22 protein-coding genes are annotated in these 23,912 nt (G+C 76.6%); 12 read left to right on the top strand and 10 right to left on the bottom strand.

What is annotated here, in order from left to right; translation table 11 throughout:
- The first annotated feature begins 40 nt into the window (after positions 1-40).
- Complete coding sequence (locus tag ACRYM0_RS07055) at positions 41-307, top strand: hypothetical protein (protein WP_432503460.1); 267 nt, start codon at positions 41-43, stop codon at positions 305-307.
- Between the two features lie 80 nt (positions 308-387).
- Here ACRYM0_RS07055 and ACRYM0_RS07060 read toward each other — a convergent pair whose 3' ends face one another.
- Both ACRYM0_RS07060 and ACRYM0_RS07065 read right to left on the bottom strand, forming a co-directional pair.
- A complete protein-coding gene (locus tag ACRYM0_RS07060) occupies positions 388-918 on the bottom strand; it encodes a GDSL-type esterase/lipase family protein (RefSeq protein WP_432503462.1) in 531 nt (176 codons plus the stop codon).
- A gap of 113 nt (positions 919-1,031) precedes the next feature.
- Positions 1,032-1,256 carry a hypothetical protein gene (locus tag ACRYM0_RS07065; protein WP_432503465.1) on the bottom strand — a complete coding sequence of 75 codons (225 nt, stop codon included), beginning with the start codon at positions 1,254-1,256 and terminating at the stop codon, positions 1,032-1,034.
- Positions 1,257-1,558: 302 nt separating this feature from the next.
- On the opposite strand from ACRYM0_RS07065, the gene ACRYM0_RS07070 reads away from it, so the two are divergent.
- Positions 1,559-1,864 (top strand): antibiotic biosynthesis monooxygenase family protein, encoded by a 306-nt coding sequence (locus ACRYM0_RS07070; protein ID WP_432503467.1) that lies wholly within the window; start codon positions 1,559-1,561, stop codon positions 1,862-1,864.
- Between the two features lie 422 nt (positions 1,865-2,286).
- Here the strand turns inward: ACRYM0_RS07070 and ACRYM0_RS07075 are convergent, their stop codons facing one another.
- A complete protein-coding gene (locus tag ACRYM0_RS07075) occupies positions 2,287-2,556 on the bottom strand; it encodes a hypothetical protein (protein ID WP_432497947.1) in 270 nt (89 codons plus the stop codon).
- A 158-nt stretch (positions 2,557-2,714) separates the two neighbouring features.
- On the bottom strand, positions 2,715-3,347 hold the full coding sequence (locus tag ACRYM0_RS07080; RefSeq protein ID WP_432503469.1) for a PilZ domain-containing protein: 633 nt from the start codon (positions 3,345-3,347) through the stop codon (positions 2,715-2,717).
- A 192-nt stretch (positions 3,348-3,539) separates the two neighbouring features.
- On the opposite strand from ACRYM0_RS07080, the gene ACRYM0_RS07085 reads away from it, so the two are divergent.
- Positions 3,540-4,133, top strand: a complete 594-nt coding sequence (locus tag ACRYM0_RS07085; protein WP_432503471.1) for a hypothetical protein — start codon at positions 3,540-3,542, stop codon at positions 4,131-4,133.
- A gap of 291 nt (positions 4,134-4,424) precedes the next feature.
- Here ACRYM0_RS07085 and ACRYM0_RS07090 read toward each other — a convergent pair whose 3' ends face one another.
- The gene (locus tag ACRYM0_RS07090) at positions 4,425-5,978 is read right to left on the bottom strand and encodes an MFS transporter (protein WP_432503472.1); all 1,554 of its coding nucleotides are present in this window, start codon (positions 5,976-5,978) and stop codon (positions 4,425-4,427) included.
- A gap of 102 nt (positions 5,979-6,080) precedes the next feature.
- Between ACRYM0_RS07090 and ACRYM0_RS07095 the strand changes: the two genes are divergently transcribed.
- Both ACRYM0_RS07095 and ACRYM0_RS07100 read left to right on the top strand, forming a co-directional pair.
- Positions 6,081-6,638 (top strand): TetR/AcrR family transcriptional regulator, encoded by a 558-nt coding sequence (locus ACRYM0_RS07095; RefSeq protein WP_432503475.1) that lies wholly within the window; start codon positions 6,081-6,083, stop codon positions 6,636-6,638.
- A 94-nt stretch (positions 6,639-6,732) separates the two neighbouring features.
- Complete coding sequence (locus ACRYM0_RS07100; protein ID WP_432503476.1) at positions 6,733-8,106, top strand: sensor domain-containing diguanylate cyclase; 1,374 nt, start codon at positions 6,733-6,735, stop codon at positions 8,104-8,106.
- Here ACRYM0_RS07100 and ACRYM0_RS07105 read toward each other — a convergent pair.
- Positions 8,049-9,872: an ABC transporter ATP-binding protein gene (locus ACRYM0_RS07105; protein WP_432503478.1), complete on the bottom strand. Its 1,824-nt coding sequence runs from the start codon at positions 9,870-9,872 to the stop codon at positions 8,049-8,051. The genes ACRYM0_RS07100 and ACRYM0_RS07105 overlap by 58 nt on opposite strands.
- Before the next feature lie 233 nt (positions 9,873-10,105).
- On the opposite strand from ACRYM0_RS07105, the gene ACRYM0_RS07110 reads away from it, so the two are divergent.
- Positions 10,106-12,655 (top strand): SpoIIE family protein phosphatase, encoded by a 2,550-nt coding sequence (locus ACRYM0_RS07110; protein ID WP_432503480.1) that lies wholly within the window; start codon positions 10,106-10,108, stop codon positions 12,653-12,655.
- A gap of 7 nt (positions 12,656-12,662) precedes the next feature.
- On the opposite strand, the gene ACRYM0_RS07115 is transcribed toward ACRYM0_RS07110, so the two are convergent.
- Positions 12,663-13,805 carry a helix-turn-helix domain-containing protein gene (locus ACRYM0_RS07115; RefSeq protein WP_432503483.1) on the bottom strand — a complete coding sequence of 381 codons (1,143 nt, stop codon included), beginning with the start codon at positions 13,803-13,805 and terminating at the stop codon, positions 12,663-12,665.
- Positions 13,806-13,907: 102 nt separating this feature from the next.
- Between ACRYM0_RS07115 and ACRYM0_RS07120 the strand changes: the two genes are divergently transcribed.
- The 4 genes from ACRYM0_RS07120 (at position 13,908) to ACRYM0_RS07135 (ending at position 17,392) form a co-directional block, all read left to right on the top strand.
- Complete coding sequence (locus ACRYM0_RS07120; RefSeq protein ID WP_432503485.1) at positions 13,908-14,828, top strand: proline dehydrogenase family protein; 921 nt, start codon at positions 13,908-13,910, stop codon at positions 14,826-14,828.
- Positions 14,829-14,859: 31 nt separating this feature from the next.
- Complete coding sequence (pruA, locus tag ACRYM0_RS07125; RefSeq protein ID WP_432503487.1) at positions 14,860-16,494, top strand: L-glutamate gamma-semialdehyde dehydrogenase; 1,635 nt, start codon at positions 14,860-14,862, stop codon at positions 16,492-16,494.
- Positions 16,495-16,559: 65 nt separating this feature from the next.
- The gene (locus tag ACRYM0_RS07130) at positions 16,560-17,069 is read left to right on the top strand and encodes a phage holin family protein (protein ID WP_432503489.1); all 510 of its coding nucleotides are present in this window, start codon (positions 16,560-16,562) and stop codon (positions 17,067-17,069) included.
- Positions 17,066-17,392 carry a DUF3618 domain-containing protein gene (locus ACRYM0_RS07135; RefSeq protein WP_432503491.1) on the top strand — a complete coding sequence of 109 codons (327 nt, stop codon included), beginning with the start codon at positions 17,066-17,068 and terminating at the stop codon, positions 17,390-17,392. Before ACRYM0_RS07130 ends, ACRYM0_RS07135 begins: the two co-directional genes overlap by 4 nt.
- A gap of 85 nt (positions 17,393-17,477) precedes the next feature.
- Here ACRYM0_RS07135 and ACRYM0_RS07140 read toward each other — a convergent pair whose 3' ends face one another.
- Positions 17,478-18,578 (bottom strand): LLM class flavin-dependent oxidoreductase, encoded by a 1,101-nt coding sequence (locus ACRYM0_RS07140; protein WP_432503493.1) that lies wholly within the window; start codon positions 18,576-18,578, stop codon positions 17,478-17,480.
- 208 nt (positions 18,579-18,786) lie between these two features.
- Here ACRYM0_RS07140 and ACRYM0_RS07145 point away from each other — a divergent pair, with 208 nt between their 5' ends.
- Complete coding sequence (locus tag ACRYM0_RS07145; protein ID WP_432503495.1) at positions 18,787-20,871, top strand: SpoIIE family protein phosphatase; 2,085 nt, start codon at positions 18,787-18,789, stop codon at positions 20,869-20,871.
- On the opposite strand, the gene ACRYM0_RS07150 is transcribed toward ACRYM0_RS07145, so the two are convergent.
- Positions 20,793-21,257: a hypothetical protein gene (locus ACRYM0_RS07150; protein WP_432503497.1), complete on the bottom strand. Its 465-nt coding sequence runs from the start codon at positions 21,255-21,257 to the stop codon at positions 20,793-20,795. The genes ACRYM0_RS07145 and ACRYM0_RS07150 overlap by 79 nt on opposite strands.
- 84 nt (positions 21,258-21,341) lie before the next feature.
- On the opposite strand from ACRYM0_RS07150, the gene ACRYM0_RS07155 reads away from it, so the two are divergent.
- The gene (locus ACRYM0_RS07155; RefSeq protein WP_432503499.1) at positions 21,342-23,078 is read left to right on the top strand and encodes a putative bifunctional diguanylate cyclase/phosphodiesterase; all 1,737 of its coding nucleotides are present in this window, start codon (positions 21,342-21,344) and stop codon (positions 23,076-23,078) included.
- Here ACRYM0_RS07155 and ACRYM0_RS07160 read toward each other — a convergent pair.
- Positions 23,075-23,737 carry a hypothetical protein gene (locus ACRYM0_RS07160; RefSeq protein WP_432503501.1) on the bottom strand — a complete coding sequence of 221 codons (663 nt, stop codon included), beginning with the start codon at positions 23,735-23,737 and terminating at the stop codon, positions 23,075-23,077. The genes ACRYM0_RS07155 and ACRYM0_RS07160 overlap by 4 nt on opposite strands.
- Positions 23,738-23,912 lie beyond the last annotated feature (175 nt).

Consider the following 23,912-nt stretch of genomic DNA (forward strand, 5'->3'; position numbering starts at 1 on the left):
GGCGGGTGCGGGCGGGGGTGGTCGTGGGCAGGGTCGTGGGGTGGATCGGAAACCCCGCCGACGCGGCGCCCCCGCCCGCCGCAACGGCGGCCTGCTGCTCGCGGGCGCCCTGCTGATCGTGGCCGGGATCGCGCTGCACGCGGTGGAGGCGAACCTGCGCGCCGGCGCTCCGAACCCGGTGACGAGCGACGCGGGGTTCTTCCACGGCTCCAGCTGGTTGCGGCTGCCCGCGTGGGCGGCCGTCGCCGGCGGCGCGTGGTTGGCGGTGCGCGGGTGGAGCGGCAGAGGTTCCCGCGACGACGACTAGCCGGGGCGCGTCCTGCGGAGTTCCACGGAGGTGCGACCGGGGCCACGACCGCGCGCACCGCGTGGTGTCCCCGGTGCCGGTCAGGGACGCGACGGGTAGGTCTGCAAGCCGGCCGAGAAGGTCTGCCAGTCGGGCAGCACCAGTGCGGTCAGTACCTGGTAGCCCTCCGCGCCCGGGTGGGCGGCGTCCAGGTCCGCGATGCGCTCGTTCTGCTCCTCGTCGTCGACGGGTGGGGGCCCGACCACCAGGATCGACCGGGCTGCGGTCGGGAACTGCTGGAGCAGGGCGGCGAGGTTGGCGGTGGAGACGTCGGGAGCCACCCGCGGTGCGCCCCGCCCGGTGGGGCCGTCGAGGGTGGTGTCGTCGACGCCGCAGGAGAGCACGATGCCGCTGCGGCAGCCGGAGGGCAGGCGTGGTGCGCACTCGGCCCGCCACCGCGCGAGGACGTCGGTGCTGGTGTCGCGGCGGACGCCGAGGTTGCAGCCGGTCAGCGCCTGCCCCCGGGTGTGGCTGTGGGCGGCGAGGCGTCCGGCCCAGCCCAGGTGCTGCGGGTCGCCGACGCCGGCGACGAAGGAGTCGCCGAGGAAGCACACGCGGACGTCGACGGTCATGGCGACATCCCCTCAGCAGTGGGAGTCCGAGCAGGCTCCAGCGCACGAGACCAGCGCCGTAGTGATTCGTCCTGCGCGTCGGATCAGGGCTGATCGAGGGCTGTAGGGGGTGCTCAGCGCGGCTGGCTGGTCGGCTCTCTCGACCGGCGTGCTGCCCAGGCCGCCAGGTAGTAGAAGGCCATGCCGGTGCTGCCTGCGCGGCTGAGCCATAGCCACGGGCTGGCTCCAGGGTCCCTGATCGACCACCACTGCACGATCGCGATCACCGCCCACACCAGTCCCAGCACCAGCGACGTGCCGGGCTTCTTCGTTGCCTGCCACCACCGTTCCTGGCTCATCGCTTCAGCCTTCGTGAGGTGCGGCGGCTTGTCGAGCGCAGGCTGTGCCCGCCAGTGCTCTGGGACTGCCGGGCGAGTCCCACCGAGTGGCCACCCACCGAGTGGCCACCCACCGCTTCGGCCCCGAGCGGTGGGTGGATCGTGCGTCCTGGGCAGCGATGAGAGGACCACTGGCGCTTCGAGCACGCGTCCGGCCATCGACAAGACCGTGAGGTCGCCGAGCGACCACGATCGCGCGCGGACGGCGGGATGAGCGAGCGGTCGTCGTGCCCACGCCCGCCAACGCACGTCCATCGGGAAGGATGGACACCGTGATCCTCGAGCAAGCCGTCCTCGACGTCCGACCCGGTCAGACCGACGCCTTCGAGGTCGCCTTCTCGAAGGCGAAGACGATCATCTCCGCGATGCCCGGCTTCCGACGCCTCACGCTGTCCCGCTGCGTGGAGCGTCCCGACGCCTACCTGCTGCTGGTGCAGTGGGACACCCTCGAGGACCACACCGAGGGCTTCCGGGGATCAGCGCAGTACCAGGAGTGGAGGCGGTTGCTGCACCACTTCTACGACCCGTTCCCCACCGTGGAGCACTACCGCGAGGTCACTACCGCATGAGCCTGCTCCGCTTGACGCTGGTCAGCGGCATGAGCGAGTAGAAGCGCGAAAGGTCGGGTCTGAGACTCAGCGTCGCTGCGGCTTCGGGTGAGGAGACGGCCCTGCCGGGAGTGGCGTCTCCCCGGGCCCGAGACGGCGTACGCGGGTGGCGCCGGTGCCCTTCTCCGCCTTGAAACCCTTGATCACGCCGTGTGCCATCGCGACAGCTTGCCTCCCCGCAGGGGGACCGCCGCGGTGCTGGAGGACCGGCGCGCCGCGACGCAGGCGCTGGACCGGTTCTACGTGAGCCCCGCGGCCGGGTTCCCCGGGGTGGCTCGCGGCCGCGGTCCGTGGTCCACTGGTCACGGCGGCCCGGGGGGCTTCGAGTGTTGGGGAAGAACGCCCGCGGACCCCCCGGGCCGCCGCCTCACCAGCGGCCGTGCTCACTCACCGGTCGGCGTGACCCCGAACATCAGCGTGCGGCGCTCGATGTCGTAGTGGACGACCTTCGTGTTCTCCAGCAGGTCCTGCAGCGCGTCGGCGTCGTCGGCCGTGACGGTCAGGACCTCCTCCCACGCGCCTTCGTCGAGGACGAGCTGCAGGGTGTACGTGCCGTTCTCGCCGGGCTCGCCGGCCACCCAGGAGAACTGGTAGTGGCTGAGCTGGCGGACCTTGATGGTGTTGTCGTTCACGGGCTGCGGCAGCTTGGGCACGGCGATCCCTCCGGTGGGTCTGTCTCGGCGCGCGGCGCGGTCGGCACCGCACTGGTGGGGCTACCCCCTGCGCGTGCCGCCAAACCCGCCGCCGGGAGGCCCCGCGGCGCCGAGGGCGGCCGGGCGGGGGAGGGGCCGCCCGGCCACCGTCGCGGGGGTCAGGAACCCCGGTTCTGCTTCGCCAGCTCCGACAGGACGCTGCGCTCGAGGACCTCGGCGGCGTCCTGGTCGAGCCCGACGAAGCGGACGACGGCCTCGTGGGCCTCGTCGTCGACCCGCACGACCTCGCCGCGGGCGTGGACCTCCAGGCCGCGTTCGAGCTCGAGGGCGATGTCCACCTCGGTGTTCTCCGCGGGCAGGTCCTCGGCCTCCAGGCGCAGGCCGCTGCGGGACAGGTCCACGGTGCGGGCGTCGGCGACGCCGTCGGTGGTGGTCAGGTGCACGGGCAGCGAGGCGGGCACGCGCACGGCGCCGCGGCGGGTCTCGGAGGCCAGGAGCATCACGCCGGTCAGGGCCAGCTCGTCGGCGCGGTGCGCCTGGGCGACGGCCTGGAAGACGGCGTGCGGGACCACGGCACCCGCCTCGCCGGCCTCGGTGCTCACCCACACGCGCTGCCCGTCCAGTGCCTCCACGGTGGCGGGCGGGGCCGAGACGTGGCTGGTCACGACGAGGCCGGCGGCGCCGGCGGTCCAGGAACGGACGGTGCCGGTGTGCACGCGGGGCCCGGTGTCGACGGCGCCGGTCGTGGGCATGAGCGTCACGGTCGTGTCGACCGCCGGTCCGTCGGTCATGAGCAGACCGCCCTGAGCGCCGTCCATCGGTTCCCCCGCATCAGCTGTGAGTGATTACGTAGGCACGCTACGTCACTCCCCGGAGTGCTTCCACCCGTTCGGCGGCATCCACCCGGACGGGTGAAGGTCACGCGCGCCCCCGGCCCCGCCCCGGGCTCGACCGGTCGCACGCCTCCCCGTAGCGTCGCCCGGGTGCTGATGCGCCTGCGGACCCCGCGCGCGGCCGTCGACCCCGCGCTGGCCGCCTACCTCAACGAGCAGCTCGCCCGGGTGGGCACCCTGCTGGACCAGCTGCGCCGCGCCTGCCGCGACCCCGACCTCGCCGCCGAGCGCGCCGTGCTGTCCGACCTGCGCCGGCAGGTCGGTGCCGACCGCGCCACCGTGCGCGCGGCGATGCGCCGCCTCGGCGCACCCACCGACTGGGCGGTCCTCGGCGCCGGCTGGGCCTCCACCCGCGCCACTCGGCTGCTGCCCCTGCTGCACCGCCTGCCCGTGCTGGACCGCATCCCCAGCGCCCCGTCCACCCGCCAGGACGCCGTGCAGGCCCTGCTGGAGCTGGAGGACCTGCTGGCCGGGCTGCACCGGCGCCAGGTCGCCGCCCGCGTCCTCGCCGACGCCGTCGAGGTCGTCCAGGCCGCCGGCGACCGCACGGACGGCGGCGAGTGGGCGCGCGCGGTGCGCGAGCTCCCGCACCGCGCCGAGCGGCAGCTGCGCGCCGCCGAGGACCTGCACCGCCGCCGGGCCGCCGAACTGCTGACGAACCCCGCGCCCGCCGTCACGCCCTGAGGGCCCCGGGCGCGGTCGTGCGCGGCTCGTGGCGGTGGTGGTGAGCACCGCGCCGGTGTCGTCACGGCGCCGTCCGGTGCGGCGGGACCCGGTGCAGCGCCTGGCAGCCCTTCCCCGCCGCCAGGCGCGACACCGTGTTCCCCCCCTGCGAGCCCGTCCCGCACCGCAGGTCCCCCCGGACTGCGGCGCGAGCCCCCCGGGCTCAGCGGTGACATCGCTGCTCGCCCCCGGGCGTTACACAGCTCTTCGAGGCGGTGGGCGGACGGGTGCGGCCGGACGCCGCGCCCGCCCTCAGACCCGGGCGTGCTCGGGTGCGCGCGCCTCGAGCGCGCGCGGGCGCAGCTGTCGGTGCACCACCAGCGCGGCCAGCGCGGTGAGCACCGCACCGGCCACGGCCGTGGTGTCCAGGCCGTGCGCGAAGGCCTCGCGGGCGGAGTCCAGCAGTCCGGCCCCGGCGGCGCCCGGCAGCTGCCCGGCGACCTCCACCGCACCGCCGAGGGTCTCGGTGGCGGCGGTGACCTGCCCGGCGCCCGCGGCCGCCGGCACCCGCACCTGCGCGCTGTAGACGGCGTTGAGCACGCTGCCCAGGACCGTCGTGCCCAGCACCGCGCCCACCTCGTACGCCGTCTCGGAGATCGCCGAGGCGGCGCCGGCGCGGTCGGCGGGCGCGGTGGACAGGATCGCGTCGTTCGTCAGGGTCTCGGCCAGGCCCGCACCGGCGGACAGCACCACGAACGCCACCGCCAGCTGCACCGCGCTGCGGGTGACGGCCCCGTCGTCGGCCGGCCCCAGGGTGGCGGCCACCGCGTAGCCGGCGGTGCCCAGCAGCAGACCGGTCGCGATGAGCACGTCCAGGCGCGCGCGCCGGGCCAGCCGCGCGGCCAGCAGCCCGGCACCCACCGAGACCACCGCGCCGGGCAGCAGCAGCAGGCCCGCGCGCACCGGCGACAGCCCCAGCACCAGCTGCAGGTACTGCGAGACGGCGAAGAGCATCCCCGTCATCCCGCAGATGCTCATGAGGTTGGCCAGCACCGCGGTGCGGAACACCGGCAGCCGGAACAGCCCCACGTCCAGCAGCGGCTCGGCCAGCGTCGTCTGCCGCCGCACGAAGACCACGCCCAGCGCGACGCCCGCCGCGAGCGCCGGCAGCGAGGCGGCACCCGGGCCGTGGTCGGCCAGCGCCTTGACCCCGTAGACGACGCCCGTCATGGCCGCGGTGGCGAGCGCGGCGCTGAGCGGGTCCAGCCGCGCCGGCGCCGACGAGCGCGACTCGCGCACCAGCAGCGGCAGCAGCACCAGGACCAGCGCCACCACCGGCACGTTGACCAGGAACACCGAACCCCACCAGAACCGCTCCAGCAGCACCCCGCCCACCACGGGCCCCAGCGCGGCGCCGCCGGCGAACGCGCCCGCCCACACCGCGAAGGCGGTGCGCCGCTGCTCGCGGTCCGGGAAGACGCTGCGCAGCAGCGCCAGCGTGGACGGCATGAGGGTGGCGCCGAAGACGCCCAGCGCGACGCGGGCGGCGATGAGCGCCTCCGCGGAGGGGGCGAACGCCGCGAGCGCGGAGACGGCGCCGAACCCGGCGGCGCCGACGAGCAGCAGCCGGCGCCGGCCGGAGCGGTCGCCCAGGGCGCCCATCGTGACCAGCAGGCCGGCGATGGCCAGGGAGTAGCCGTCGACGATCCACAGCAGCTGCGTGCCGGTGGGCGCCAGGGCGGTGCTCAGGTGCGGGACGGCGAAGCTCAGCACGGTGGTGTCCACCGAGATGAGCAGCACCGGCAGCATCAGCACCGCCAGCGCGGCCCACTGGCGGGCGCCGGCGCGGGGGGCGGGCAGGGTCACGGGGGAGGTCCTCGGTCGTCGGCTCGGAGGTGCACCGTCCAGACGGTGCAGTCCAACTGTACCGTCCGGACGGTACAGCGGCTGTCGATTAACCTCCTGGGCGTGACGAGCCCCCCCAGCACGCGCGACCGGCTCCTGGACGCCTTCAGCGAACTGCTCGTCGCCGCCGGCTCCCGCGGCGCCACCCTCGACGCCGTCGCCGCCACCGCCGGCGTCTCCAAGGGCGGGCTCCTCTACCACTTCGGCACCAAGGACGCCCTCGTCGACGGCCTGCTCGACCGCTTCCGCCGCATGGCCGGCGACGACGCCCGCGAGATGCGCACCGCCCCCGCCGGCGCCACCGAGTACTACCTGCGCACCTCCGTCACCCAGCAGGGCGACCCGCTCTCCCGCACGGCCGTCGCCGTCCTGCACCTGGCGCAGGAGGGCGACCCCCGTGCCTCGGACGCCTTCACCGCCGCCACCGAGGAGTGGCGCGCCGCCATCGAGGAGGAGGTCGGCGACCGGGTCCTGTCCCGCGTCGTGCAGCTCGTCGGCGACGGCCTGTGGGCCGGCTCGTCCATCGGGGTGGCCCCCGACGACCTCGACGACGTCGTCGCCGGCGTCGCCGCGCTGCTCGCGGCGGCGCGCGCCCCCCGACACGCCGGTCCGCCCGCCTGAACCACCCGATCGGTCCCTGCACCCGCGCCCCGCGACGACCGACGGTCAGGGGGTGGGCCGACGAAGCGGCCGCACGGGAGCGGGAGGAGCAGCAGTGGCAGTGGCGAGCGCACCCGTGGCCCCGCACACGGCGCAGCCCCCGGTCGCCGCGGTGCCCGCTGCGGTGGGCGCGGAGCTGGCCGACTACCTCGCCGGGGCCCCCGACCCCTGCTGGTCCACCGGCCCCGACGGCCTGGTCACCTCCTGGAACCCCGCCGCCGAGCGCGTGCTCGGGGTGGCCGCCGCCGACGCCCTGGGCCGCTGCGCCGCCGCCCTCCTCGGCGCCGGCACCGGTGCGCCGCCGGGCCCGGCGCCGGGACCCGGCGACGCACCCACCTCCCGGGAGGTCCTGCTCACCCGGCCCGACGGGGCGCCCGTCTGCGGCGTCCTGACCCGGTGGAGCGCCCCGCCCGGCTCACCCCCGCAGCACCACCACGTGCTGCGCGTGCACGAGGGCACGCCCTCCCCCCGGGACGGCGCCGACCTGCTGGGCCGCGTCAGCGACTCCGTGGTCGTCACCGACCTGGCGGGCACCGTCGTCTTCGCCAACGCCGGAGCCGAGCGGCTGTGGGGACCGCCCGCGCACGAGGTCGTGGGCCGCCACCTCGACGTGCTCACCCGGCACAGCCCCCGGCTCGAGGAGGACTTCCGCGCGCTGGTGGACGCCGTGTCCGCCGGTGGCACGTGGTCGCGCTCCGCCGTGCCCGTCGTCACCGCCGCCGGGCGCGACCTGCTCGTCGACGTCGGCGCCACCGCCCTCGTCGGCGCGGACGGCGCCTGCGCCGGGGTCGTCCTCGTCAGCCGCGACGTCACCGGCGAGCGGCAGTTGGAGCGGTCCCTGCGCGAGGCCACCCGCGCCCTGCGCGAGCGCGCCGTCCGGCTCGCCGACGCCTCCCGCCGCGACCCGCTGACCGGTCTGGCCGGGCGCAGCCTGCTGCAGGAGCGGCTGGCCGCGGCGCTGACCGCCGCCCGCGCCGACGACGGTCCCGTCAGCGTGCTGCGCGCCGACCTGCGGGGCTTCCGCGCCGTCAACGACTCCTACGGCTGGGTCGCCGGCGACGCGCTGCTCATCTCGTTCACCGCGCACCTGCTCGCGCTGCTGCCCGCCGGCGCCACCGCCGGGCGCTGGGGCGCGGACGAGTTCGTCGCCGTCCTCCCGGGCGCCACCGCCGCGGCGGCCGACGCCCTCGCCGGGCGGGTCGCGGAGTGGGTGCCGCCCGCCCCGCTGCCCGGCCGCGGCCGCCGCCGCGGCGACCGGACCGTGGGGGTGGTGGTGCGGGTGGTGCAGGCCACCCCCCAGGAGCGCTCCGCCTCCTTCGACGGGGGCGTGCGGGCCCTGCTGCAGCGCGCCGAGGCGGCCGTGGCGGCCGCTCAGAGCGAGGGCTCCACCGCCCCGCGGGACTCGTCGGCGGCCACCAGCTCCGCGTAGCGCCCGCCCGCGGCCAGCAGCTCCTCGTGGGTGCCCCGCTCGGCGATGCGCCCGCCCTCCAGCACGACGATCTGGTCGGCGCCGCGCACCGTGGACAGCCGGTGCGCGATCGTCACGGTGGTGCGGCCGCTGGAGACCTCCTCCAGGGCCGAGGCCATCGCCCGCTCCGTGCGGGTGTCCAGCGCGCTGGTGGCCTCGTCCAGCAGCAGCACCGGCGGGTCGCGCAGCACCGCGCGGGCCAGTGCGATGCGCTGCTTCTCGCCGCCGGAGAAGCGGTAGCCGCGCTCGCCGACCACGGTGTCCAGGCCCTCGGGCAGGGCGTCCACCACGGCGTCCACCTGGGCGGTGCGCACCGCCCGGCGCAGGTCCTCCTCGCCCGCGTCCGGCGCGGCGAAGCGCAGGTTGTCCGCGATGCTGGCGTGCAGCAGGAACGTCTCCTGCGTGACCACGCCCACCGCCTCGGCCAGCGAGCGGGCGGTCACGGAGCGCACGTCGTGCCCGTCGATCAGCACGGCTCCGGCGTCCACGTCGTACAGCCGGGCCAGCAGGTAGCCCAGGGTGGTCTTGCCCGAGCCGGTGGCCCCCACCACCGCCAGCGACGTGCCCGCCGGCACGACGAGGTCGATGCCGCTCAGCGCCGGGCGGTCCGCGCCGGGGTAGCGGAACTCCACGCCGCGGAACTCCACCCGCCCGCGGGCGCGGGGCAGCTCCACCGCGTCCGGCGCCTCGGCGACCTCCGGGGCGCTGTCCAGGTACTCGAACACGCGCGTGAACAGCGCCATGGAGGCGTGCAGCCGCACCAGGATGCGCAGCAGCGCCCCCAGCGGCCGGAACAGCTGCGCCTGCAGCGTCACCAGGGCCACCAGGGTCCCGATGCTCAGCGCGGTGCCCGTGCCGCGCAGCCACCCGCCCAGCAGGTACGTCAGCGCCGGCACCGCCGCCATCGTCAGCGTGATGAGCGACCACTGCCAGCGCCCGGCCATCTCCGAGCCGACCTCCAGGCGGGCCACCCCGTCGGACTGGGCGGTGAACCGCTCCACGACCTCGCGGGTGCGGCCGGTGGTGCGGGTCAGCAGGATCCCCGACACCGACAGGGTCTCCTCCACGGTGGCGGACATCTCCGCCAGCTGCCGCTGCCGCTGCGCGGTGATGCGGCGGCGCAGCCGGCCCACGCGCCGGTTCAGGTGCACCGCCAGCGGCAGCACCGTGAAGGAGAACAGCGCCAGCCGCCAGTCCAGCGCGAGCATCGCCACCACCGTGACGACGACCGTGGCGAGGTTCTGCACCAGCTCGGCGCCGGTGCTCGTCACCACGGTCTGCAGGGCGCCGATGTCGCTGGCGATGCGCGACTGCACCTCGCCGGTGCGGGTGCGGGCGAAGAACCCCAGCGACATGCGCTGCAGGTGCGCGTAGAGGGAGGTGCGCAGCCCGTGCATGACGGACTGCCCCACGCGCGTGGTCAGCAGCCCCTGCACGACGTCCAGGGCGGTGGTGACCGCCGCGATCGCGATCAACCCGCCGACCAGCGCCGCCAGCAGCTCCAGGTCCTGCTCCGGCAGGGCCTCGTCGACGATCTCGCGCAGCAGGAACGGCGAGGCCACCCCCGCCAGGGCGGACAGCGCGATGAGGCCGGCGACGACCGACAGCGTGCGCGCGTGCGGCCGGAACAGGCGCAGCGCCCGCACCACCTCCGCGCGCTGGGGCCGCCCCGCCGGCGGCTCGCCCTTGCCGGGGCGGAACGGGTCGCGGGTGGGGTCACCGCGCACGTGCTCTCCCTGCGTCCGGTGCTCCCGGGGGGCGGGGGCGTGTGCCACCAGCGTAGGAGTGTGCTCGGACAGCGACGGCCGGTCGCTGCCCGCCCCTATCCTGTGACCCCCGGTGACGGGCAGGGTGGTGGCGAGGACCGTCACGGCTCCGCCGGTGCCGTGCCGATCGAGCCGACGGTCGGGTGGGTCGGTGCGTCCGGGAGGTCCGCGGCGCGGAGTCGAGGGTGTGGGACATGCAGGGCAGGCCCGCAGCGGGCAGGGACGGCCGGGTCGTGGGCGACCCCGCGCACGCCCCGCGCACGCGCGTGCCCGCCCCCCACCCCGCCCTGGAGCGCCTGGCGGCCCTGGCCGCGCGCTCGCTGTCGGTCTCGTCGGCGCGCGCGGAGCTGACCGAGGACGGTGAGCCCACCGGGGCCGGCGCGTGCGTGGGCCTGCTCGCGCCGGTGGACCCGCTGCTCACCGCCGCGGCCCTGGCGCCCGCGCCGCTCGCCGTGGCCGACGCCCGCGCCGACGAGCGGTGGGCGGCGCTGCCGGCCGTGACCTCCGGGGTCGTCGGCTCCTTCCTGGGCGTGCCGGTGCGCGGCACCGACGCCCGGGTCGTGGGGGTCCTGGCCGTCTTCGACCCCGCGCCGCGCCGGTGGACGCGCACCGACGTGGACCTGCTGACCGACCTGGCCGCCGTCGCCGTCGGCGAGCTGCAGCTGTCGGCCCTGTCCGTGCAGCACGAGGTGGACCGGCTGCGCTGGCGGCTGGCCGTGTCGGCCGGCGGGGTCGGCAGCTTCGACTACGACCTCGCCAGCGGCGTCATCAGCTGGGACGAGCGGATGCTGGAGATGTTCGGCTACACCGCCGCGGAGTTCGACGGCAGCCTGGCCGCCTTCGACGCGCGCGTGCACCCCGACGACCTGCCGCGCGTGCACGAGTCGATCGCCGCGGCGGTGGAGGGCCGGGCGCCGTTCCAGGCGGAGTACCGCGTCCTGCTGCCGTCGGGGGAGACCCGGTGGATCACCGCGCGCGGGGAGGTGCTGCGCGACGAGTCCGGGCGGCCGCTGCGCCTGCTCGGCGCCGGGTACGACACGACCGCCGCGCGCGGCGACGACGCCCGCGTGGCGCGGGTGCTGGAGTCGATGCCGACGGCGTTCTACTCGGTGGACCGCGAGTGGCGCTTCACGTACGTCAACGCCGAGGCCGAGCGGCTGCTGCGCCGCTCCCGCGAGGAGCTGCTCGGCCGGGACGTGTGGGAGCTGTACCCCGACGCGGCCGGCACCTCGTTCGACACCGAGTTCCGCCGGGCGCTGCGCACCGGCGAGCCCGTGGCGTTCGAGGCGCACTACCCGCCGCCGCTGGACGCCTGGTTCGAGGTGCGGGCCTGGCCGGACCCGGACGGGCTGTCGGTGTACTTCCTCGACGTGAGCGCGCGGCGCGCGGCGCAGGAGGAGGCGGAGCGCACCGCGCGCCGGCTGGAACTGGTGGCCACCGTCAGCTCGGACCTCGTCGCCACCCTCGACGCCGACGGGGCCGTGGCGCGCCTGGCCCGCCACGTGGTGCCGACGCTGGCGCGGTGGGCCGTGGTCACCGTCGTCGACGACGGCGGCCAGATGCGCGACGTCGGGTCCTGGCACGCCGACCCCGCCCTGCGCGAGCTCACCGCTCGCTACTGCCGGGTGCGCCTGGCGGGCCTGGCGGCCGACGCGCCGCTGCGGCGCTCGCAGGCGCGGCAGGGCACCGTCGTCATCGAGTCGGGGGCGGCGCAGCGGCTGTCGCAGGTGCTGTCCGGCGAGGCGCGCGAGCTGCTGCTGCAGCTCGCGCCGGAGTCGGCGTACGTGCTGCCGCTGCGGGCACGCGGACGGCTGCTGGGGATGATGTCGCTGTTCCGCTCCGCAGGGGACGACCCGCTGTCCGGGGACGACCTGGCGACGGCCGTGCAGATCGCCGACCGCGCCGGGCTGGCCCTGGACAACGCCTCCCTGTACGCGCGCCAGCAGCACGTCGCCGAGGGGCTGCAGCGCAGCCTGCTCACCCCGCCGGTGGAGCCGGACCACCTGGAGGTGCGGGTGCGCTACCGCCCCGCGGCGCAGGCGGTGCAGGTGGGCGGCGACTGGTACGACTCCTTCCTGCAGCCGGACGGCGGCACCGTCCTGGTCATCGGCGACGTCATGGGCCACGACGTGGACGCGGCGGCCGCGATGAGCCAGGTGCGCAGCCTGCTGCGGGGCATCGCCTACTCCAGCGGCGGCTCGCCCGCGGCGGTGCTGTCCACGCTGGACGCGACGATGCGCGGGCTGGCGGTGGCGACGACCGCGACGGCCGTGGTGGCGCGGCTGGAGCAGACCGGCACCGAGCGCGAGGAGGGCGTCACCCGGCTGCGCTGGTCGAACGCCGGGCACCTGCCGCCGGTGCTGCTGCGCCCCGACGGCACGGTCGCCGAGCTGACCAGCGGCGAGCCGGACCTGCTGCTGGGCATCGCCCCGCACCTGCCGCGCCGCGACGGCCACGTGCGGCTGGATCGCGGCTCGACGCTGCTGCTGTTCACCGACGGCCTGGTGGAGCGCCGCGACCAGGACATCGACGAGGGGCTGGCGCGGTTGCGCGAGGTCGTGGCGGAGCTGGCGCACGCGGACCTGGACGACCTGTGCGACGCCATCCTGGAGCAGCTGCTGCCGCCCGAGCCCGAGGACGACGTGGCGCTGGTGGCGGTGCGCCTGCACCCGCAGGACGGCCCCCGCCCGCAGGTGGCCGGCCCGCACGTCCTGCCCGACGACCTGCCCCTGCCCGGCCCCTGACACCGGGTCAGGAGGAGCCGGCCAGGTCGGTCAGGGTCAGGGCGAGGTGCAGCGCCAGGCGGTCGGTGCCGTCGTCCAGGTCGTACCCGCTGACCTCCCGCACCCGTCGCAGCCGGTGGTACAGCGTCTGGCGGTGCACCCCGAGGGCTGCCGCGGTGCGCTGCGCCGAGCCCGCCAGGTCCAGGTAGGTGCGGGCGGTGCGCACGAGCTCCGGGTCGCCGGCCAGCAACCGCCGCGCCCGCTCGTCCACCGCCACGGTCGCGAGGTCCGCGGCCCCCGCCAGCGCCAGCAGGCGCAGCGTGCCCAGCTCCTCCCAGCCGCGCACCGCCGTCGCGCCCCGCGGCACCGCGGTCAGCGCGGCGCGCAGCGCGGCCCGCGCCTGGCGCCACCCGGTGTGCGCGCCGGCCGCGGTCACGGGCCCGGAGACCCCCGCCGCCACGCCCGCGGGGTGCTGCGCCAGCAGGGCGCCGGCGGCGCGGGCGGCGACGTCCGCAGCGGCCAGCGCCCCGGGCACCAGCAGCGCCGCCCGCGTGCCCACGGGCGCCACCAGCACGGTGCGCGGCAGCAGCCAGGCGTTGACGGGCCCGGCGGCCTCGCCGCCGACGGGGGCGACGGCCACCACGCGCAGCTCCCCGGCCGGCAGGACGGCCTCGCGCGCCAGCTCCTCCGCGGCGGCGGCGCGCGCGGCGGCGTCCGGCGACAGCAGCTCCCCGACGGACCAGGCGGTGCGGTCGGCGGTGCGCGAGCGGGTGGCGAGCGTGGCGGCGACGGCGTCGACCACGTCGTGCAGCTGCGCCAGCCGGTGCTCCTCGAGGCGGCCGCCGGGGTCCAGCAGCCACAGGTACCCGTAGGTCACCCCGCGCCAGCGCACCGGCACGCACCAGCGGGCCATCCGCCCGGAGGCGGGGTCGGCGGGCACCCGCAGCGGGCTGCGGGCGCGGGCGATGCCGAACGCCGCGAACGACTCCTGCACCGCCGCGTCCGAGCGCCGGCGCAGGATCGAGGTGCGCCGCACCTCGTCGACGACGTCCTCGTGGCCGGAGGCGGCCACGAGGTGCAGGTCGCGGTCCTCCAGCGTGGTGGGGGCGCCGGTGAGCTCGGCGACGCTGTCGACGAGCTCCTGCAGGCCCGGCGCGGAGGTGGTGCTCACGTCCCCACCCTGCCACCCCTCATCCACTCGTACGACGGGCGCCGGGCATCTTCATCCACTCGTCCCTGGTCCCGGTGCCCCCGCGGGCCTAGCGTCGTCGAGGTGTTCGGACAAGTGGTCCTCGGCGTGGCGGGTTCGCCGCGCGTGCGCTCCCTCGTGACCGGGAGCGGCCTCAGCCGCCCCGTCGTGCAGCGCTTCGTCGCCGGGGAGGACGCCGACGCCGCGCTGCGCGCGGTCCGCGCCCTCGCCGCCGACGGCGTGCGCACCACCCTCGACGTCCTCGGCGAGGACGTGACCCGCCCCGAGCAGACCGACGAGACCGTCGCCTCCTACCGCGACCTGGTCACCCGGCTCGCCGACGCCGGCCTGGCCGAGGGCAACGAGGTGTCGGTGAAGCTGTCCGCGCTCGGGCAGGGCCTGCTGCCGGACGGCCCGGCGCGCGCCACCGAGCGCGCCCGCGCCCTCGTCGAGCACGCCCACGCGCACGGCGTGGACGTCACCCTCGACATGGAGGACCACACGCGCGTCGACGCCACCCTGGAGACGCTGCGCGCCCTGCGCGCGGACTTCCCCCGCACCGGCTGCGTGCTGCAGTCCATGCTGCGCCGCACCCCCGGCGACGCCGCCGACCTGGCGCACCCCGGCTCGCGGGTGCGGCTCGTCAAGGGCGCCTACGCCGAGCCCGCCGAGGTCGCCCACCCCGCGAAGAAGGACGTGGACCGCGCCTACGTGCGCTGCCTGCGCACGCTGCTGGACGGCGGCGCGTACCCGATGGTCGCCACCCACGACCTGCGCCTCGTGCGCATCGCGGAGGAACTGCTGGCCGACCGCGCCCCCGGGGCCGCGGAGTTCCAGATGCTCTACGGCATCCGCACCGACCAGCAGCGCCGCCTGGCCGCGGCCGGGCACGTGGTGCGCACCTACGTGCCCTTCGGCACCGACTGGTACGCGTACTTCTCCCGCCGCCTGGCCGAGCGCCCCGCCAACCTCGCCTTCTTCGCGCGCTCCCTCGCCCACGCCTGAGAAACCCCCAGAACCCGACCCGGAGGTCGTCGTGCAGTCCGTGACCGAGGTCCCCGCCCCCCGCAACGAGCCGGTGCACGGCTACGCGCCCGGCAGCACCGAGCGCAAGCTGCTCACCGACCAGCTCACCGCGCAGGCCGCGAACCCCGTCGAGATCACCCAGACCATCGGCGGCGTGCAGTCGCTCGGCGGCGGTGAGCGCATCGACGTCGTGCAGCCGCACCGGCACGCGAGCGTGCTGGGCACGTTCGCCGCCGCCACGCACGCCGACGCGCGCGCCGCCGTGGACGCCGCCCTGGCCGCCGGCCCGCAGTGGGCGGCGATGGACTACGAGGACCGCGCCGCGGTGTTCCTGCGCGCCGCGGACCTGCTGGCCGGGCCGTGGCGGGAGAAGCTGGCCGCCGCCACGATGCTGGGGCAGTCCAAGACGGCCCAGCAGGCGGAGATCGACGCCCCCTGCGAGCTGGTGGATTTCTGGCGGTTCAACGTCGCGTTCGGCCGCCGCCTCATCGCCGAGCAGCCGGTGTCCTCGCCGGGGGTGTGGAACCGCCTGGACCACCGCCCGCTGGAGGGTTTCGTCTACGCGGTCACCCCGTTCAACTTCACCGCCATCGCGGGGAACCTGCCCACCGCCCCGGCGCTGATGGGCAACACCGTGGTGTGGAAGCCCAGCCCGACGCAGATGCTGTCGGCGCACTGGACGATGCGGCTGCTGGAGGCGGCGGGCCTGCCGCCCGGCGTGGTGAACCTCGTCGGCGGCGACGGCCGCGCCGTCTCCGACGTCGCGCTCACCGACCCGAACCTGGCCGGCATCCACTTCACCGGTTCCACCGCCACCTTCCAGCACCTGTGGCGCACCGTGGGGGAGAACATCGCGGGCTACCGCACCTACCCGCGCCTGGTGGGGGAGACCGGCGGCAAGGACTTCGTGCTGGCGCACCCCTCGGCGGACCCGCAGGTGCTCGCCACCGCGATGCTGCTGGGTGCGTTCGAGTACCAGGGCCAGAAGTGCTCGGCGGCCTCGCGGGCGTTCGTGCCGCGCTCGGTGTGGGAGCGGGTGGGCTCCGAGTTCCTGGCCCGGGTGGACTCCCTGGCCTACGGCGACGTCACGGACCTGTCGAACTTCGGCGGCGCCGTCATCGACGCCCGCTCGTTCGCGAAGAACGCCGCCGCGATCGACCGCGCCCGCGCCACGGCGGGCGTCGAGGTCGCCGCGGGCGGCACGTACGACGACTCCGAGGGCTACTTCGTGCGCCCGACCGTCCTGCTGGGCGAGGACCCGGGCGACGAGGTGTTCAGCACCGAGTACTTCGGGCCGATCCTCGCCGTGCACGTCTACGACGACTCCCGCCCCGGCGCGTGGGAGGACGTGCTGCGCCTGGTGGACTCCGGCTCGCAGTACGGCCTGACCGGCGCGGTGATCGCCGACGACCGCGTCGCGGTGCGGCAGGCGCAGGACGCGCTGCGCTTCGCGGCCGGCAACTTCTACGTCAACGACAAGCCCACGGGTGCCGTCGTGGGCCAGCAGCCGTTCGGCGGCTCGCGCGCCTCCGGCACGAACGACAAGGCCGGCTCGATCCTGAACCTGCAGCGGTGGACCAGCCCGCGCGCGCTGAAGGAGACGTTCGTGGCGCCGACCACGCACGTGTACCCCCACATGCGCTGACGCCCCCGCGGGCCCCGGTGATCGCCCGGCGTTTCACCGGGGCCCGCGACGGGTAGTGCGCAGCCATGAGCCACGACAGGAGCTCCACGCGCACGGACGACCTCAGCGTCGTCCACGGCACCGGCTCGCGCGCCGCCTCCAGCGCCGCCACGCCCGCACCGGGCCCGGGCCCCGTGGCGTCGAGCACCCCGCCGGGGGAGTCCGTCGGCCAGCTCGTCAGCGACCTGACGCAGCAGGTGTCGCGCCTGGTGCGCGACGAGGTGCAGCTGGCGAAGATGGACCTGACGGAGAAGGGCAAGAAGGCCGGCAAGGGCCTCGGCGCGTTCTCCGTCGCCGGCCTGCTGGCGTTCTTCGGGATCGCCGCCCTGGTGACCACCGCCATCGCGGCGCTGTCCCTCGTCCTGGACGTGTGGCTGTCGGCGCTGATCGTGGCCGTGGTCCTGCTGGCGGTGGCCGCGGTGGCCGCCCTGGTGGGCAAGAAGGAGGTCCAGCAGGCGACCCCGCCGGTGCCGCAGGCGGCGGTGGACGGCGTGAAGAAGGACGTCGACGCCGTCAAGGAGGGCTTCAAGCGATGAGCAGCACCCAGCCGACCCCGCCCACCGACCGCGCCGAGCTGGAGCGCGACATCGTCGAGACGCGCGAGCGCCTGGCGCAGACCGCCGACGCGCTGGCCGCGAAGGCGGACGTGAAGGCCCAGGCCCAGCACAAGGTCGACGACCTCAAGGCGCAGGCGCAGCACAAGGTGGCGGACGTCAAGGAGCGCGCCGTCACGCAGGTGCACGGCGCCAGCGACAGCGCCCCGGGCAGCCCGAAGGTCCAGGGCGGCGCCCTGGTGGGCGTGGTGGTGGTGCTGACCGCGGTGACGGTCTGGCTCGTCGTGCGCCGCAAGCGCCGCTGACCCGTCTCACCCCGCCCCACCCCCTCCCGCCGCGATCATGCACTGTTGAACCCTCAACGATGCATGATCACGTCGGGTTCGTGGATCAGGTGGTGGTGACGGCGGGCCCCGGGACGCCGGGGAGGGCGACCGGGTGCGAGGGCACCGTCGGGCCCGCCTCGGCCCGCACGATCGGTGCCACCTCGGTGCCCAGCAGCTCCACCGCCCGCATCACGTCGCGGTGGGGGATCGTCCCGGCGCTCAGGTGCAGCATGAACCGGTCGATGCCCAGCTGCTCGCGCTGCAGCAGGACCTTCTCGGCGACCTCCTGCGCCGAGCCGACGAGCAGCGCCCCGCGGCGGCTGCGGGCCGCCTCGTAGCCGGTGCGGCTGAAGGGTCGCCAGCCGCGCTCGCGACCGATGACGTCCATCGCGTGCCGGTACGGCTCGAAGTGGACGTCGACGGCGCGCTGGGACGTCTCGGCGACGAAGCCGTGGGAGTGGGTCGCCACCGGCAGGGTGGCGGGGTCGTGGCCGGCACGGCGGGCGGCTTCGCGGTACAGGTCCACCAGGGGCCGGAACTGCGCGGGTTCGCCGCCGATGATGGCGACGGCCAGCGGCAGGCCCAGGGTGCCGGCGCGCACGACGGACTGGGGGCTGCCGCCCACGCCGATCCACACGGGCAGCGGCTGCTGCACCGGCAGCGGGTACACGCCGAGGCCGTCGACGGCGGCGCGGTGGCGCCCGCCGGGCCAGGTGACGTGCGCCGGGTCGCGCTGGATCGTCAGCAGCAGGTCCAGCTTCTCGGTGAACAACTCCTCGTAGTCGTCGAGGTCGTACCCGAACAGCGGGAAGGACTCGATGAAGGAGCCGCGGCCGGCGAGGACCTCGGCGCGCCCGTCCGAGAGGCCGTCGAGGGTGGCGAACTGCTGGAAGACGCGCACCGGGTCGTCGCTGGACAGGACGGTGACCGCGCTGGACAGCCGGATGCGGGAGGTGCGCGAGGCCGCGGCGGCGAGCGCGACGGCGGGTGCGGAGGCGGCGTAGTCGGGGCGGTGGTGCTCGCCGAGGCCGTAGACGTCCAGGCCGACCTGGTCGGCCAGCTCGATCTCCTCGACGACCTCGCGCAGCCGCTGGGCGTGGCTGAGGACCTCGCCGGTGCGCGCGTCGGGCGTCGTCTCCGCGAAGGCGCTGATGCCGATCTCCACGGTGCTCCCCTCCCCGGCGCCGCGTGGGCGCCTGGTCCTGCGGTGCTCCCTCGAGCACCTGGTTGAGCCTTCAACGAACATGGGGCCCGGTCTCTTCCCGCACCCCGGCGCCGACCGGCACCCCCGGCCTGCCGGTCACCCCCGGCCTGCCGGTCAGCGCCGGGACGCGGCGCGCTGCGCGTCGGTGATCTCGACTAGGTTCCCGTGCGTGAAGAGGTTGCCGTTCGCCGAGGCCAGCGGCCTGCGCGAGGCGTACGAGGCGGTCGACTGGGCCGCCACCCCCATCGGCGACCCCGCGGGCTGGTCGCGCCCGCTGCGCCAGGCCCTGGAGCTGGCCCTGGGCACCCGGTTCCCCGTCCTGGTCTGCTGGGGCCCGGACCTGGTGATGCTCTACAACCAGCCCTACGCCGACATGGTCGAGGGCAAGCACCCCGCAGCGCTGGGCCGCCCCGTGCGCGAGGTGTTCCCCGAGGCGTGGGAGGAGCTGCGCCCCCTCTTCGACAAGGCGCTCGCCGGGGAGGCCACCTGGTCGGTGGACCTGCCCCTGCCGCTGCACCGCAGGGGCTTCCTCGAGGAGTCGTACTTCACGTTCTCCTACTCGCCGCTGCTCGGCGAGGACGGCGCCGTCCACGGCGTCATGGACATCGCCGTGGAGACCACCGGCCAGGTGCAGGACCACCGCCGCCTCGAGCTGCTCACCCTGCTCGGGGACCTGGCCACCGACCTGGACTCCCCGGCCGCGGTCGCCGACCGCGCCCTCGACGTGCTGCGCACCGCCCCGCTGGACCTGCCCGAGGTCGACCTGCACCTGCCCGGCGCGGTGGGCACCGGCCGCGAGCACGTCCTGCCGGCGGCCCCCGAGCCGCTGCGGCCCCGTCAGGTGCTCGTGCGCGAGGACGGCGGCGCCGGCCCGCTGGCCTGGGTGCCGATCCCCGCCGCCCTGGGCGGCGCCTCCCCGGGCGTCCTCGCCGCGCGCCTGAGCCCGCGCATCGCCCCGGACACCACCTACCGCGACTTCCTGCGCCTGGTCGCCGCCACCGTCGGCGACGGGCTGTCCGCCGCCGCCTCCTACGAGGCCGAGCGCCGCCGCGCCGACCTGCAGGCGTGGCAGGCGCAGCGCCTCGGCGGGCTCGTCGCCGTCGCGCAGGCCCTGCCCGACGTCGACGCCGAGGTGGACGTGCTGCGCGTGCTGGGCCGCGGCGCCTCCGCGCTGCTCGGCGCCGACGGCGTCGTGCTGGGCCTGCTGGAGGCCTCGCCCGACGGCACCGGCCGGCTCGAGGTCCTCGGCGACACCGCCGACCCGGCGGCGGCGGCGCTGGCGTCGGCGCTGCGGGGCGTGCCGGTCCTCGACGCCGCCGCCGGCACGGCCGCCTGGCCGCTGCGCCTGACCGACCGCACCGTCGGTGTCCTGGGCCTGTCGTGGCGCCGCCCGCGCGAGCTGCGCCCGGAGGACCGCGACCTGCTCACCGCGCTGGCCGCCTCCGCCGCGCAGGCCGTGGACCGGGTGCGGGCCCGGCGCGCCGAGCGCGAGGCCGCCGACGCGGTGCGCTCGCTGGCCGAGACGCTGCAGCGCAGCCTGCTGACGTCGGCGCCGCAGCCGGAGCACCTGGAGATCGCCGTGCGGTACCTGCCGGCGGCCGAGCACGCCCAGGTCGGCGGCGACTGGCACGACGCCTTCCTCACCGCCTCCGGCACCGCGTGCCTGGTCATCGGCGACGTCACCGGCCACGACCAGGACGCCGCCGCCGCCATGGGGCAGGTGCGCAACCTGCTGCGCGGCATCGGCTACTCCCTGGAGGTCTCGCCCGCCTCGGCGCTGTCGGCGCTGGACCGGGCGATGCGCGACCTGGGCGTGGGGGCGCTGGCCACCGGCGTGCTGGCCACCGTGGAACCGGTCGAGGGCGCCCGGGCGTGGCGGCTGCGCTGGTCCAACGCCGGCCACCCGCCGCCGGTGGTCATCACCCCCGACGGCCGGGTGGAGGTCCTGCGCACCGAACCGGACCTCCTGCTGGGCATGGAGGCCTCCTTCCAGCGCGCCGACCACGTGCACGGCCTGGCGCCGGGCGCGACGGTGCTGCTGTACACCGACGGGCTCGTGGAGCGCCGCGGCGCCTCCATCGACGACGGCGTGGACTGGCTGGCCCGCACCGCCGCCCGCTTCGCCCACCTGGGCCCGGACGGCATCTGCGACGCGGTCCTGGCGGAGGTCGCCGGTCACGCCGAGGACGACGTCGCCGTCCTGGCGGTGCGGGTGCGCCCGGTGCCCGGCCCGGTCCTCCGCGACGGCGCGTAACCGCCGTCGGCCAGCCCCGCCCAGCGCTCGAACGCGTTCCGCGCGGGGTCGTTGCCGGTCAGCAGCGCGTTGAGCCCGTACAGGGCCAGGAACGGCACGGTGCCCAGCAGCGCGTACTGGTCGGCGTGGCGGGACTCGTGCCGGCGCCGCGCCGGCCCGCCCAGCCCCCCGTGCAACCACGCGTTGCCGACGGTGGTGCCGCCGCGGCCGTAGGTGCGCGGCGGCATCGGGGCGCACTCGACCAGCAGGTCCGGGCCCAGGACCGGTCGCACCCCGTGCAGGCGCGCCCACCCGACCGCCACGAGCGTGGCCGGCAGGTTCCGCCACGCCCGGTACGCGTGCCAGGCGCGACGGGCCGCGTGGGACGTGGTCGTCGTCGCGGGCACGGCGCAGGACGTTACGACACGCGGGGACCTTCCCCCGCACCCGCTCCTCGGGGATCATCTGGTGTGGCCGCCCAGGAGGTGCCCGTGCCCGTCGACCCGTCCCGGCAGGACCGGCGCGCGCCGTCGCCCGCGGGCGGGGGGACCGCTGCGGCGACGGTGCTCGAGACGGTGCCCGTCCTGCCCACCCGCACCCGCCAGGTCTTCGAGTCGCTGTCCGCGGGCATCGCGGTGACCGACCGCGCCGGCCTGGTCCTGGACGTCAACCCCGCCTTCTGCGCGCTCCTCCGCACCCGTCGCGAGGCCGTGGTGGGCCGCGTCCTGCAGGACGTCGTGCTCACCGCCGACGGCCGCTTCCCCCTGGAGCAGGTCGTGCGCGGGCTGGACCGCGACGGTGCCGGTGCCGCCGTGCACGAGGCCCTGGTGCGCCGCCTGGACGGCACCAGCTCCTGGGTGCAGGCCACCGTGGCGCTCGCCCGCGTCGACGGCCGCGACGTCCTGGTGGCGCAGCTGGTCGACGACGACGAGCGGCACCGCGCCCTGGCCGACAAGCTGCACCGCGCCGACCACGACGAGCTGACGGGCCTGCGCAACCGCACCGCGCTGCTGGACGAGCTCGGCCGCCGCCTGGCCCTGCCCGGGCCGCCGCTGGCCGTGCTGGTGTGCGACCTGGACCGCTTCCGCGTCCTCAACGCCGCCCTGGGGCACGTCCTGGCCGACGAGGTGCTCGTGGCGGTGGCCCGCCGGCTGCTGGCGGCCGTGCGCGGCGCCGACGTGGTCGCCCGCCTGGGCAGCGACGAGTTCGCCGTCGTCGTCGACGGGCTGAACGGCCCGCTGCCCGGTGCCGCGCTGGAGGCCGCGCGGCGGCTGGCGGGGGAGCTGAGCCGGCCGCTGCGCGCCGCCGGCCGCGAGGTGCGCTGCGGGGCCGGGGTGGGGGTGGCGGTGGCCGGGCGGGACGGCGCGCGCACCACCGACGCGCTGGGCCTGCTGCGCGACGCGGACACGGCGCTGCGCACCGCGAAGGCGGCCGGACCCGGATCGGTGCGGTGGTTCCAGCCGGTGATGCGCGAGCGGGTCCTGGGCCGGCTGCGCCTGGAGGACGACCTGCGCCGGGCCCTGGAGCGCGGGCAGCTGGAGGTGCACTACCAGCCGGTGGTGCGCCTCGCCGACGCCGAGCGGGTGGGTTTCGAGGCGCTGGTGCGCTGGCACCACCCCGAGCGCGGTCTGCTGGCCCCGGAGGACTTCTGGCCGGTGGCCGAGGAGAGCGGGCTGTCGGTGGCCGTCGACGCCCTCGTCCTGGAGCGGGTGCTGGACCTGCTCCAGCGCCGCCCGGGCGTGCGGGTGTCGGTGAACACCTCCGCGCGCCGCTTCGACGGCACGTTCGCCGACGAGGTGCTCACCCAGCTGCACGCGCGCGGTCTCGACCCGGACCGGCTCGTGGTGGAGCTGCTGGAGCACTCCCTGCTGGCGGGCGACACCACGACGACCCGTGAGCTCGCCCGCCTCGCCGCGGCCGGGGTCCGCATCGCCATCGACGACTTCGGCACCGGGTACTCGGGGCTGTCGTACCTGCACCGGCTGCCGGTGGTGGCCCTGAAGCTGGACCGCTCCTTCGTCACCGGGCTGCCCGCCGACACCGACGCCGGCCGCATCGCCGCGGCCGTGGCGGGCCTGGCCCGCGGCTTCGGCCTGGTGGCGCTGGCCGAGGGCGTGGAGACGCGGGCCCAGGCCGAGCACCTGCGCGCGCAGGGCTGGGAGTTCGCGCAGGGGTTCCACTTCGGCCGTCCCGCGCCCGAGGAGCACTGGTACCCGCCGGGCACCTAGCGGTCGTGCCGCGACCGCCCGGCGCGCGAGCCGGCGTAGGCGGGTTCGCGCAGCCGCAGCCACCGGTGGGGCATCGCCATCCCGGGCACGGGGTGGCGGCCGGGGTCGAAGGTGAGGACGCGGTCGGGGGCCGTGGCGGGGTCCTCGTGCAGCAGCAGCTCGGCGAAGGGCCGCCACGGCCCGCGCGGTGCGGCCACCGCGAGCACGAACCGCCCCTCGCGCCAGCGGGCGCCGGCCAGCAGCGGCCCGGCGGGGGTGCGGAACGCCGCGACGCTGCCGTAGGTGCCCGAGCGGTGGTCCAGGGCGGGCCGCAGCAACCGGCGGCCCGCGCCGGTGTCGAACGTCGTGGACAGCAGCAGGTCGCGGGGTTCGCCGTCCGGCCCGCTCACGCGCAGCGCCAGGCCCAGCACGTCCGGAAGCGGCCGCGGCAGCCCGGCGGCGCGCGAGAAGCGCACCACGGCCCGGTCCACCCCGGCCTCGTCCACCCACGGCACCCCCACGGGCTCGGCCAGCCCGTGCCGCACGACCTCGGCGGCCACGACCGACCCGCGGGTGTGCACGGCCTTGCCGCGCCGCAGCGAGGCCGCGACCCGGAAGGCGGTGCGCAGGGCCGGGCTCACCCGGCGCAGCACGTCCTCCACGGTCCCCTCGGCCCCCACGCCGCCATCCTCAGCGCCCCGCCCCCTCCCCGCACCCCCACCCACCCCTGGGGGGGGGGGGGGGGGGGGGGGGGGGGGGGGGGGGGGGGGGGGGGGGGGGGGGGGGGGGGGGGGGGGGGGGGGGGGGGGGGGGGGGGGGGGGGGGGGGGGGGGGGGGGGGGGGGGGGGGGGGGGG

This window comes from Kineococcus arenarius subsp. arenarius (assembly GCF_050871845.1).
Lineage (GTDB): Bacteria > Actinomycetota > Actinomycetes > Actinomycetales > Kineococcaceae > Kineococcus.

Bases quoted from the DNA above. Each gene is read 5' to 3' on its own strand.
- ACRYM0_RS07060 (WP_432503462.1), bottom strand. From the start codon at position 918: ATGACCGTCGACGTCCGCGTGTGCTTCCTCGGCGACTCCTTCGTCGCC.
- ACRYM0_RS07065 (WP_432503465.1), bottom strand. From the start codon at position 1,256: ATGAGCCAGGAACGGTGGTGGCAGGCAACGAAGAAGCCCGGCACGTCG.
- ACRYM0_RS07110 (WP_432503480.1), top strand. From the start codon at position 10,106: ATGCAGGGCAGGCCCGCAGCGGGCAGGGACGGCCGGGTCGTGGGCGAC.
- ACRYM0_RS07080 (WP_432503469.1), bottom strand. From the start codon at position 3,347: ATGACCGACGGACCGGCGGTCGACACGACCGTGACGCTCATGCCCACG.
- ACRYM0_RS07135 (WP_432503491.1), top strand. From the start codon at position 17,066: ATGAGCAGCACCCAGCCGACCCCGCCCACCGACCGCGCCGAGCTGGAG.
- ACRYM0_RS07130 (WP_432503489.1), top strand. From the start codon at position 16,560: ATGAGCCACGACAGGAGCTCCACGCGCACGGACGACCTCAGCGTCGTC.
- ACRYM0_RS07070 (WP_432503467.1), top strand. From the start codon at position 1,559: ATGGACACCGTGATCCTCGAGCAAGCCGTCCTCGACGTCCGACCCGGT.